Source organism: Flavobacterium sp. WC2409 (genome assembly GCF_041200085.1).
Classification (GTDB): domain Bacteria; phylum Bacteroidota; class Bacteroidia; order Flavobacteriales; family Flavobacteriaceae; genus Flavobacterium.
In genome coordinates this window covers 3,164,628-3,177,575 of record NZ_CP165625.1, presented here as the reverse complement: position 1 = coordinate 3,177,575, position 12,948 = coordinate 3,164,628, and the positions used below count along the sequence as shown (strand labels likewise).

Sequence of the window (12,948 nt, the reverse complement as noted above, 5' to 3'; positions counted from 1 at the left end):
GAAAGAATTATATTTAAAATTTGCCCCCAATTTTTTAATAATACCACATGAATAAAATTTTACTTTTAAATAATAAAAGAGTGCTTTTTTGTGTTCTTTGTTTAATAATATCTTCAGTTTCTTTCGGGCAAACTACTCTTTTTCAATATAATTTTGAAAATTCAGTAAATCCAAATATAAATAATACGGCAGGTTCACCAGCAATATATCAAAATGGAGGGCTTTCGAATATTAGTTATAATACAAATAATCCATGTGGAGGATCTTATATGCTGTCTAGTACCAATTGGAGTAATAATGATTATTTTTTGATAGTTGTAAACACTACGGGATTTGATAATTTAATTTTTTCTTATTGTAATAGAGCAGATAATACAGCAATAGGTAATTTTACCTCTTATGTTAGTGTTGATCAAGGAGTAAATAAGACTCCAATAATAAATACTTATACCCCTTCAACTAATAATAGTACTGTAACTAGTATAACTTTGCCTAATTCTGCAAGTAATAATAGTGAAATTTACTTATATATTCAAAAAAATAATAATGCAAATAGTAATTCAAGAATATTTTATATAGATGATATAACACTTAAAGGATGTCCTATAAATGCTGGGACATTATCAGGTAACCAATATATCTGTACATACGGAACAAAAAACACTACTTTTACATCAACGATTTCGGGAGGGACTTGGTCTAGTAGCAACAATAGTGTAGCCACAGTAAACTTAACTACTGGAGTTATTACTTCAGTAGGGGGAGGTATTGCAACTATTACTTATACTGTTGGTGGTTCAGGTGGATGTACAACATACACTGCAACAAGAACAGTATATGTTTCAAATGGACCTGGTGCAGGACCAAATAGCTTATCAGGCTCAAACTCTCAATGTCAAAATTCAACAACAACGTACACAATAACTCCAGATGTATATTCTTCTTCTTATGTTTGGTTATATAGTGGTAGTGGAGCTACAATAACGCCAGCAGCTGATGGACTTTCAGCAAGTGTAACTTTTAGCGCAACGGCAACTGCAGGTAATATCAACGTGCAGTCGGTTAATGGTTGTGGTAATGGTGGAGGAGGTAAATATTTATATGTTTCTATCGCATCGTCTAGTGCAGGAGGTACGCTACCCTCAAACGTAAGCGGATGTGCTAATACATATATTGCAAACATAGCCTTGTCTGGTCAAGTGGGAACGCCAATTCGATGGGAATCTTCTACTGATAATTTTGCAACAGCTCCAACGACAATAGTAACAACAAGTAATAATATAAATATTTCAGGTCTAACACAGACTACATATTATAGAGCTGTAGTTCAAAATTCACCATGCTCAGGGATATCTTATTCAAGTGTTTGTACAGCAACAATTTCAAATAATACTGCTAGTACAGCATCTTCTAGCCCAACTGTTTGCTCAGGAACTAGTATGACTAATATAACGCATACAACAACAGGAGCAACAGGGATTTCAAATAATAATGTAATTGGGGCTAATGGTTTGCCAGCTGGTGTGAAAGCGGTATGGGCATCAAACACAATTACAATAAGCGGTACACCAACCGATGCTGCAGGGACTTATAGTTATTCGATTCAATTGACTGGAGGTTGCGGAAATGTAAGCGCAGTTGGAAGTATAACACTAAGTACATCTTCAGCTGTTCCAACAACTATTTCTGCACCAACAACTATCTGTGTGGGTAGTTCTACTTCATTAACTATTAGTGGGGGGACATTAGGAAGTGGAGCAATCGTAAATTGGTATTCAGGATCTTGTGGAGGGACATTAGTTGGTTCAGGAAATACGATAAGTGTTTCGCCAACAATTACAACAACCTATTATGTTAGGTATGAGGGCAGTTGTAATTCAACATCTTGTATATCTACAACAGTGACGGTAAACCCATCATTAAGTAATAATAGTTTGTCTTTTAGTAGTGGAACTTCTGGACAAGTGAGCGCTACAGCTGCAGAAGGTGGTAATGCTTTGCTTACAGCTCCTTTAGGGACTTATTTTTCGAATGTTGCATTCGCAAGTTACGGAACTCCAGGTGGGACCTCCCCAAATTTTACTATAGGAAGTTGCCATGCTACCTCTAGTCAATCTGTAACGGAAGGGTATTTATTAGGAAATAATTCGGCTACAATTCCTGCCACCAATGGAGTTTTTGGAGATCCCTGTGTTGGAACTGTAAAGAAAGTGTATATTTTGGCATCTTATATAGAACCTATTTGTAATGGATCTAAAGCTACCCTAACTGGTTCTATACCAAGTGGAGGAACAGGTACTTATGCTTATCTTTGGGAAAGTAGTACTACAAGTGCTACAACAGGATTTTCTGCCGCTACGGGTACTAATAATACAATCAATTATACTACAGGGTCCATTACACAAACAACTTGGTTTCGAAGAACAGTAACTTCATGTACTTTAAGTAGTACATCCGCCGTAGTCATGATAAAGGTGAATGGTACAAATTCATGGAACGGGACTGTATGGTCAAGTGGAATAGCTCCAACACTCAGTGATAAAATTATATTTGCAGGAGATTACAGTGTAGATGCTGATGTAAATGGTTGTTCTTGTACCGTGTCTGGAAGTAAAAATGTAGTTATTAAGACAGGAAGAACCATGAAAATAGTTAATGAGGTAACTGTTTTAGGTAGTGGAAAATTAACTTTTGAAAACAGTGCCAGTTTAGTACAAGTAAATGATGCTTCAGTAAATACTGGAACTATAAATTATATCAGAAATACTTCTTCGGTTATTAATTCGGATTATACGTATTGGTCATCGCCAGTTACAGGGCAAAATTTAAATATATCACCTTCTTATTCATCAGGGTTAGCATATTCATATAATGACTTTGCTACACCAGAAAATTGGGCAGGAGAACAATTTTCAGCGATTATGCAACCAGGAAAAGGGTACATTATTAATGGAAACCAAGGGTTTTCATCATCACCACCCTCGGTTTATCAAGCCACTTTTGTGGGGGTTCCAAATAATGGAAAAATTGTCCTACCAATTGGACCAACAGGAACTTCTAATCTGGTAGGGAATCCATACCCTTCTGCGATAAATGGAGCGCTGTTTTTGTCGGGTAATAATTTAAACATTGAAGGAACAATTTATATATGGACACATAATACAGCTATTCAATTGGCTTCAAACATATCAAACGGAACCGCAGGTTCTGGGGCTTATGCTTACACTTCGGATGATTATGCGTCCTATAATGGGACTGGTGCAGTAGCCACTAGCGGAGGAACTGTTCCTACTGGTAATATTGCTGCAGGACAATCGTTCTTTACAACCAGTTTAGGTACTAACCCAGTTACATTCTCTAATTCAATGCGTCTTTCCGGAACAACTATAGCTGACGGTTCAGGAATTAATCAACAATTTTTTAAAATAAAAAACGCTAAATACGAAACAGAAAAGCCTATTGAAAAAGATCGTGTTTGGTTAAATCTAACTAATACTCAAGGAGCTTTTAAACAAACTCTAATTGGTTATATAACTGACGCAACAAATGAATATGACTCTGCTTTTGATGGAGAAAGTTTTGATTCTAATGAATATTTAGATTTTTATAGTATTAATCAGGATAAGAATCTAGTTATTCAAGGAAGAGCATTACCATTTGACGTGAAAGATGAGGTGCCATTAGGATATAGTTCTACAATTGTTGGCGATTTTGAAATTGCGATTGGTCAAGTAGATGGGGCATTAGTTGATAAAGAGGTGTTTTTAGAAGACAAACTACTTAATACAACTCATAATTTAAAAAACTCTCCCTATTTATTTAAAACAGAAGATGGGATTTTTAATGAGCGTTTTATTTTAAGTTATAGTAATAAAACTTTAGCAACAGATGACTTTGAGAATTTGAAATATGGTGTCGTAATTTCGAATAAAAACAAAGAAATACAAATTAAATCTTCAGATGATCTTATAGATAAAATATTTGTTTATGATTTTTCTGGAAAACAACTTTATAAAAAAATAAAAGTTGATAATATTGAATATACGATACCTAATTTAGGTCCTACTGATCAAGCTCTAATTGTGAAAGTAGTTTTGCAAAACGGACAAACAGTAAATAAAAAAATTGTGTATTAGATTATAAATAAGAATTTATGTAGAAACCCATTATGTGTACTCATAATGGGTTTTTTATAATATAATTTTGGAATATGAGACGTGACTACTATTTGAATTTAATAGTTAGAACATACTTTTGATTTAAATCATTTTTTTTTGGTTAATGCGGTATGTTTTATTATTTAATACTACTTGTTTGTATTCAATAGGCAAACCAAAAACGGTATTGCAAACCTGCATGATAGGATAAATTTTAAAAAACACGTTTAACTAGCAGCGGATTTTTCTTAATAAATAAATCGTGTGATGAAATGAATTATATTTGTATGAAATAATGCACGATGTGTGTTAAAAATCAACACTATATGAATATAAAATTACTTTCTAACATAAGATCTTTTTTAGTTTTGTATTTTTTGTTAACAGTTTCATTTGCTAATGCAGCAACTATAACAAGCGCTGGAAATGGAAATTGGTCAACGGCCTCAACTTGGGTAGGTGGAATAGTTCCAATTAGTACGGATAACGTAACTATTGTTACAGGACATACAGTTACGGTTACGGTTTCAACTAGTATTACAAACCTTAGTCTAAGCAATACTACAAGTAAGTTAGTTGTAAATAATGGACAAACTTTAACCGTTTCGGGAACTTTTTCTAACAGCGGGACTACTACTAACGGAGTCAACGGTCCTGGGACAGTATTGTTTACGGGGACGGCCACTTTTGGTATTTTAACGCCAACAGGTGTACAATCGGTAATGGTTCTAGTGCTAATACAGTAACTGTTTCAGCATCTACCTTGATTGCAAATTTGACTATTAATAATGGGGTAACATTAGATATTAATAGTAGAGCATTGAATGTAACCGGTTTTATTACTAATAATGGAACAATTGCTGGGACAACAAGTGTGACAACACTCACAGGAGATTTTACGAATAATGGATTGGTTAATCTTACGACATCAGGACAATTAAACATTTCAACAGGGAATTTTTTAAATACAAATACTGGAAGTTTTACTATTGGAACAACGGGGAGAATTACCACAACCGCAGGTAGTTTCTCTAATTCAGGTGCTATGACTTATACTGGTACAGGAGGTGCAGTAGGGCGATTGTATTTAGGAGGGAATTATTCTAATTCTGGTACTGTTGCTTTAGGAACTGCACAAGTTTTTTTTACAGGTACTGCTAGTCAATCGATTCAAGGTTTTACTACAACTGGTACTGTGAGTATGTTAAAAACGGGAGGAATAGCAACTTTTACATCTAATGTTAGTGGAGCAGCTTTAACTATTAACGGAACAGGAGGAACATTAAATTTAGGATTAGGACTAGTTCACACTTTTTCAGGAAGAGTAACTTTAACTGCAGGAACTTTAAACGGAAGTTCTAGTACTATAAAGGCAAACCTTTTAAGTACAACTGCTTGGAGCGGAACAGGAAGTTTATTTACGGCTGGTACTGGAACCGTTGATTTTGGGGCGGCTGGAAACCAAACTGTTTCTGCATCAAACCCAGTATTTAATAATCTTACTTTTTCGGGTTCAGGAATAAAATCATTGCCAAGTGCTAATACTATTAATGGGATTCTTTCTATGGAAGGAACGGCAACTGTGCCCGTTTCTCCCTCAGTTGCTATTCCAAGCTATGGCGCATCGGCTACATTACAATACAATACGGCAACAGCCCGAACTGTTGGACAAGAATGGATAAGTTCTTTTATAGCTACAGGTGGTGTTAATATAACTAATACTGGAGTTATAACACTTAATGCAGCCAAGGTTTTTAATGCATCTATACCTTTGACCATCAATAGTGGGGCGAAGCTAGCGACAGCTAATTTTGGTTTAACCCTTGGAGGTAATTTTATAAATAATGGTGGATTATTTACCGCAGGTAGTTCTCCAATTATTATTGCTAATCCAATGACTACCCAAAGTATTGCTGGTTTTACCACAACGGGATTAGTGTCTATGACTAAAACAGCAGGTACTGCTACTTTGGGAGGAAATGTAAATGGAGCTGGATTTACTATTAATGGTACGGGCGGGAGTTTGAATTTAGGTTCTGGACTAACGCATACTTTTTCTGGGGATGTTAATTTAACTGCAGGAATTTTAAATGGTGGTTCAAGTGTTTTTAATGTAAACTCTTCAACAACAACTGCTTGGATGGGTACTGGGACAAATTTTGTGGCTGGAACTGGAACTGTGAATTTTGGCGGGGCTACTCAAACATTGGCAACAGCCTCCACCTTTAACAATCTTACATTTTCAAATTCAGGAGTTAAAACACTTACTGGATTGCCAACAATAAATGGAATCCTTTCTATGGAAGGTGCTGCAACTGTATCAGCAATACCTACTTATGGTTCTGCTGCCACTTTACAATACAATAGAACATCAGCTCAAGGTACAGGCCTAGAATGGAAAACACCATTTACATCAACTGGAGGTGTATTTGTAACGAATACAGGAGTTATAACAGCAAATGCAAATAAAGTTTTTAATGCAAATGTTCCTCTTACTATTGATAGTGATGCAACTTTAAACACAGGAGGTTTTTCTATTTCTGGAGGTTCAACTCTTACGGTTTTAGATTTTAGTACCTTACAAATAAGTGGGACAAGTTTTTTTCCTGTATTTTCGACAACTTTTTTGGATGTAGATAGTACTGTTGATTATAATGGAACAGCACAAACAGTGGCGGTTAAGAATTATGGGGATCTACTTTTGAGTAATTCAGGTAATAAAACATTTACAGGAACAACTACTATTTCAGGAGATTTTGAAATTAAGGATACTGCGGTGGCTTTATTATTAAATGGGACAGCATCAACTTCAGGTTCATTAACTTTAGGAGGAGTACTACAAACTGCTTTAGGTTCATGGGGGGGAACTGGATCCGCAGCTACAAATATAAACGGGACATGGTTTGGATCTTCTACAACTGGAGTTGTAAATGTATTAACCTCTTGTTTGACTGGAGCCTGGCTTGGTATTACTAGTACCGATTGGAATACCCCTTCTAATTGGTGTGGTGGAAGTGTTCCTACAGCAACAACAGATGTAAGTATAGGAGTAAATACTAATCAACCAATTATAGGAGCAGCTGGTGGAATTTGCAAAAACATTACAATTAAAACAGGTGCTACTTTAACGGTATCAGGTTCAAATACATTAGCAATAAAAGGGAATTGGACAAATAATGGGGCCTTCGTAGCGAACACAGGCACAGTCAATTTTAATGGAACGATTGCTCAGTCTATTGGAGGATCTAGTATAACTACATTCAATAATTTAACGAACTCTAAAACAGTGAATCCATTGACTACATCAATAGGAATTAGTGTAAAAAATATTTTGAATAATAATGTTAGTACATCGGTTTTAAATATGGGGGCTTTTGCCTTAAACGATGGCGGTTCATTTTCTAATACTGGTGCTGGAAAAATCATAACACTAAATACTTCTAGTCTTCCCCTTCCTTCAGGGAAAACCTGGGTAAATACAGTGTTTTATTCCAATGGAACTGGAGGGCAAAAAATAGTGTCTGGAACATATAATGCCTCACCGGCAATAGAAATATACAATACTTCTGGAACACAAACGGCTTCTGGTAATATAGTAACTGGTGGACAATTGAATATTAATAATGGCGGTACTCCTATTTTTGATATGAATGGGTATAATTTGACTACTAGTGCATTAAATGTTTTGGCTCCTAGTTCAGTTATAGATATGAGAGGAGGAACATTAATTTTTGCTTCTGTTGTATCTATGAATGGTACAATTCGTTTTTCAGGGATTTCAAATGCCAAACCTTTTTCTTCTGGTACAGTTGAATATAACGGAACATCTCAAACCGTTACAACTGGAAGTTATTTTAATCTTTTGTTTTCTGGTACGGGGGGAGTTTATACAATGGGTAGTGATATTGATATTGCCAATACGCTTACTGTTACAAAAGGAGATCTTACGGTAAAAGATGGTTTTACGTTATCAGTTGGAGACGCTGTTACCGTAACAAGTCCTGGCACACTTACTTTTGAAAATAATGCCAGTTTGTTACAAACGACATATACAGGATCGAATAGCGGAAATATTAATGTAAAAAGAAATACGACCCCAATGTTATACTATGATATAACCTATTGGTGCTCTCCAACAATTAGTACACAAACTTTACTTGATTTTTCACCACTGACAAAAGGAGATAAGTTTTTCTCCTATAATAGTATGAATGATACATTTACAATTTTAAACCCTTCAACTTCCGTTTTCGAACTAGGGAAAGGTTATGCCATTCGAGCTCCTGAAAACACTTCAAGCACAGTACCGATGGTGACCTCAAATCAATTTGTTGGAGTTCCTAATAACGGAAACATAACTGTGGCAGTTACAACTCCACCAGGCGATGTGGGTTTAAGTTTAGTGGGAAATCCATATCCATCTGCAATTAATGCCACAGATTTTATTAACGAAAACCTTTATGACCCCATTTCGAATCCAACGAATACTTTAGAAGGCACCCTATATTTTTGGTCCCATAATAATCGTTTGGTTGGTAATGATTTTAGCGCAACTGATTATTATTATTTTAATTTACTAGGGGGTGCCGCGGGTAATACAGGTACTGGAAACAATAATTCGCCAACAGAGTTTATTGCCTCTGGTCAAGGGTTTATTATACAAAATGAAATAGCTGGATCATTGAAGTTTAATAATACCATGCGAGAAACAAGTAATAACACCAATTTTTATAAAGTTAAAAATAACAATAAAATAAAGGAACTTGAAAAACACAGGATTTGGTTAAACTTGACAAATAGTTCTTCAAATGTTAGTCAAGCTTTGGTTGGGTATATTGAAAATGCAACTGATGGTTATGATAGAGGTTATGATAGTTATGTGTTTGACGATACTGTTCCTTTTTTATTATATAGTTTAATAGGAACCGATAAATTAGCTATTCAAAGTAAAGGCCTGCCATTTCTTGATTCAGACTCTGTACCTTTAGGGTATGCTATTGATGCCAATGGAACGGCGACAATTGCTATTGATCATGTAGACGGTTTGTTTCTAGATGGCCAAAATATTTATCTAGAAGATAAGTTATTAAATGTAGTTCATAATATAAAAGCCACACCTTATGATTTTAATTCAGTGGCAGGTACTTTTAATGACCGTTTTAACTTGATTTATGTTAATAAGTCATTAGGAATTACTGATTTTGATAAATTAAATACTCAACTTATAGTTTCAATAAAAAATAAACAGATGAAAGTTGCTTCTTCAACTGAATTAATTGATGAAATAATCATTTCGGATGTTACTGGAAAAGAGGTTTTTCACAAAAGGAATGTAAACTCACAAGAATTGATGATTTTAAATTTGAGAGCTACTCAACAAATGTTATTAGTTAAAGTAGCACTTCAAAACGGGAAGGTTGTTACCAAAAAGGTGATTAATTAACCAGATTAAATTCAAAAAAAACCATCTTGTTTTGCAAGATGGTTTTTTATATAATTAAAGAAAGACTATTTTCCTTTAGCAGAAGCTTCTAGGTTTTTTTCGATAACATGTCCTGGTCTTGACCATTTTGGTTTCTCTCCAAGAGGAGCAAACTGTGAATGTTCTGCCTCAACTGTTGCAGGTTGAGAAACTTTAGTGAATGGTTTTTGAGGATTCAATCCTAACATTTCAAACATTTTCATGTCTTCATTTACATCAGGATTTGGAGTGGTAAGTAATTTGTCACCAGCAAATATTGAATTGGCACCAGCAAAAAAGCACATGGCTTGTCCTTCGCGGCTCATATTCATTCTTCCAGCTGATAAACGCACTTGAGTTTCCGGCATAATAATACGAGCAGTAGCTACCATACGAATCATTTCCCAAATTTCAACTGGTTTTTCTTCTTCCATTGGGGTTCCTTCAACAGCAACCAAGGCATTAATTGGTACAGATTCTGGTTGTGGGTTTAAAGTAGACAGTGCCACAAGCATTCCTGCTCTATCTTCAATGCTTTCACCCATCCCAATAATTCCTCCGCTACAAACGGTTACATTGGTTTTACGAACGTTTTCAATGGTTTGCAAACGATCTTCAAAACCACGTGTCGATATCACTTCTTTATAATATTCTTCTGAAGTATCTAAATTATGATTGTAGGCATATAATCCTGCTTCTGCTAAACGTTGTGCTTGGTTTTCAGTAATCATACCTAGTGTACAACATACCTCCATGTCCAGTTTGTTAATGGTACGAACCATTTCTAAAACTTGGTCAAATTCTGGCCCATCTTTTACATTTCTCCAAGCTGCGCCCATGCACACTCTAGATGATCCGCTAGATTTAGCTCTTAAAGCTTGTGCTTTTACCTGGCTTACTGTCATAAGGTCGTTCCCTTCAACAGAAGTATGGTACCTCGCTGCTTGAGGACAATAGCCACAGTCTTCCGGACAACCACCCGTTTTTATAGATAATAATGTAGAAACTTGTACAACATTTGGATCATGATGCTCTCTATGAATAGAAGCTGCTTCAAAAAGCAAGTCCATCATAGGTTTGTTGTATATATTAATAATTTCTTCTTTCGTCCAGTTATGTTTAGTAATGCTCATTGATGCGTTTTTTTGATGCGCCAAAAGTAATCAAATTGTTCTAAAGAATCAATGTATTGGCATTGAAATAAAAGTTTATGAAAATATATTAACGGTAGTTAATCAGTCGCTAGGCGGTTGTTCCAATACAATAGTAGTAACATGGTTACAATCACTGAAGAAGCAATTCCTTCAAAAAGCAGACTGATTGAATAGGTGAATATTGATGGATTTCCACCAAATAAAAATGTTTTTGATAGGGATTGCACGTATTGATCCCCTCCTTTCATATAACTATATGAAATTAATCCTATAATACTTAAAAAAACACCTACAAGGGATGTAGCCATAGCAGAAACAGCATTAGTAACAAATGATTTCTCTCCTATGTTAACATTCATTTTGATTGTTCTATTTACACCATAAAAGACAAAAAGGATGTTGACTAAGCGCAAATAAAAGGAGTTGCCATATCCCAAAACATTCATAAGTAAAAAATAAACCGCAATCCCAATAAAGATAAGACAGCCATTCAGTAATTCCTTTGGTAGTTTCATAATAAGTTTATTTAGATAAAAAACGCAACTTGCTGTTTTACTAGGAAGCGATAATTTTTTTAAACAGGCAAAGGTTTAATTGATTCCATGCTTGTCTGAAGCATAACGAGTGTCCCAATAGAGCATTAAGATAAATGTAACTAGTACAGCCGAGACAATTCCTTCAAAAAGTAAGCTAATACTGTAGGTCATAATAGAAGGGTTTCCTCCAAATAATAAGGTTTCAGACAAAGATTGTACATATTGATCTCCACCTTTAGCATAGCTATAAATAATTAGTCCAATAATGCTTAAAAAAACACCTATTAGTGAAGTAGCTAAAGCTGAAATGGCATTAAAAGTAAATACCTTCTTGTCTTCCAAGAAATTTGATTTTAAGGTCCTGTTTGCTCCATAGAAGACAAAAAGGATATTAAATAAACGCAAATAAAATAGACCAGCTAAATTTAATGCTTCCATTAATAAAAAATAAAGACTAATTCCGATAAAAATAATAATTCCGTTGTATAATTCTTTAGGTAGTTTCATACGTTTGGTTTTAAAAATTAAAATATCATCTCTTTGATAAACAGGAAAATACATATCAAATTTACATAAAATATAGGAATATATTTAAAATGTAACGAGATTTTTTTTAATTATTTAAGACCTTTAATATAAGCTATTGTTGCCTCTTTGTCTTTTTGTAATTGTTTCTTTAAGGTATCGACTGAATCGAATTTTTCTTCTGGGCGAAGGTATTTAAGGATGGAAACTGTAACTTTTTGATCATATAAATCAGCATCAAAATCTAAATAATGAATTTCGATGGATAAGCTTTCTCCTTTAACTGTTGGATTAAAGCCTATGTTCATCATTCCATATACTGTTTTTTGGGCGATTGTGCTTTTAACAATATAAACACCATTTAGCGGAATAAGCTTATAGTTTTCTTCTATTTTTAAATTTGCAGTGGGAAACCCAATTGTTCTTCCCAGTTGTTTTCCTTTAAATATTGTACCCGTTAAAAAATAATCATAGCCTAAGTATTCATTTGCCAAATTCATATTTCCTTCCAATAAGGCATTCCTAATTTTTGTTGAGCTAACTGAAAGATCATTTATTTCCTGAACAGATATTTGTTCTACTTCAAAGCCATACTGTTTGCCAAAATTAATGAGATCATCAATATTTGCCGTTCGGTTTCTACCAAAACGATGGTCGTGACCAATAATGATTTTATGGATATGAAATTGATCCACAAGGACAGTACTTACAAATTCTTCAGCTGTTAATCTCGAGAAAGTTTCGTCAAATGGATGAATGACTAAGTTTTCAATTCCAATTTTCTCTAATAGATTTATTTTTTCGGGGATAGTATTCAGTAGTTTTATTTCGGATTGCTCTTGCAAAACCATTCTTGGATGAGGAAAGAAAGTGAGTACAAGGCTTTCGTATTTTTTGTTAGCGGTATTTTGTATTATTCTCTCCAGAATTTTTTTATGACCAACATGAACTCCATCAAAGGTACCTAGCGTTAGGATTGTTTTTTTTGGAGAACTGAAATCTTTTATAGAATGAAAAATCTTCAAAGCGTAAGTTTTATAATATTGCAAATTTATGCTAATCTATTTTAATTGTGAAGCGATGAGGAGCTGATTTTCTTTGAATAAGGCATTAGT

General features: G+C 34.5%; 7 protein-coding genes. 3 read left to right on the top strand and 4 right to left on the bottom strand.

Going from position 1 to position 12,948, the window contains the following annotated elements:
• Window positions 1–47: 47 nt before the first annotated feature.
• The 3 genes from AB3G34_RS13555 to AB3G34_RS13545 all read left to right on the top strand — a co-directional run bounded on the left by AB3G34_RS13555 (window position 48) and on the right by AB3G34_RS13545 (window position 9,600).
• Window positions 48–4,136 (top strand): T9SS sorting signal type C domain-containing protein, encoded by a 4,089-nt coding sequence (locus tag AB3G34_RS13555; RefSeq protein WP_369752739.1) that lies wholly within the window; start codon window positions 48–50, stop codon window positions 4,134–4,136.
• A gap of 347 nt (window positions 4,137–4,483) precedes the next feature.
• A complete protein-coding gene (locus AB3G34_RS13550; RefSeq protein WP_369752738.1) occupies window positions 4,484–4,903 on the top strand; it encodes a hypothetical protein in 420 nt (139 codons plus the stop codon).
• Between the two features lie 17 nt (window positions 4,904–4,920).
• Window positions 4,921–9,600 (top strand): T9SS sorting signal type C domain-containing protein, encoded by a 4,680-nt coding sequence (locus AB3G34_RS13545; RefSeq protein ID WP_369752737.1) that lies wholly within the window; start codon window positions 4,921–4,923, stop codon window positions 9,598–9,600.
• A 65-nt stretch (window positions 9,601–9,665) separates the two neighbouring features.
• Here the strand turns inward: AB3G34_RS13545 and bioB are convergent, their stop codons facing one another.
• The 4 genes from bioB to AB3G34_RS13525 all read right to left on the bottom strand — a co-directional run bounded on the left by bioB (window position 9,666) and on the right by AB3G34_RS13525 (window position 12,858).
• A complete protein-coding gene (gene bioB / locus AB3G34_RS13540) occupies window positions 9,666–10,751 on the bottom strand; it encodes a biotin synthase BioB (RefSeq protein WP_369752736.1) in 1,086 nt (361 codons plus the stop codon).
• Window positions 10,752–10,849: 98 nt separating this feature from the next.
• Window positions 10,850–11,287 (bottom strand): hypothetical protein, encoded by a 438-nt coding sequence (locus AB3G34_RS13535; protein WP_367755857.1) that lies wholly within the window; start codon window positions 11,285–11,287, stop codon window positions 10,850–10,852.
• Window positions 11,288–11,362: 75 nt separating this feature from the next.
• Window positions 11,363–11,815: a hypothetical protein gene (locus tag AB3G34_RS13530; RefSeq protein WP_369752735.1), complete on the bottom strand. Its 453-nt coding sequence runs from the start codon at window positions 11,813–11,815 to the stop codon at window positions 11,363–11,365.
• Between the two features lie 110 nt (window positions 11,816–11,925).
• Window positions 11,926–12,858 (bottom strand): bifunctional riboflavin kinase/FAD synthetase, encoded by a 933-nt coding sequence (locus tag AB3G34_RS13525; protein ID WP_369752734.1) that lies wholly within the window; start codon window positions 12,856–12,858, stop codon window positions 11,926–11,928.
• Between the last annotated feature and the right edge of the window lie 90 nt (window positions 12,859–12,948).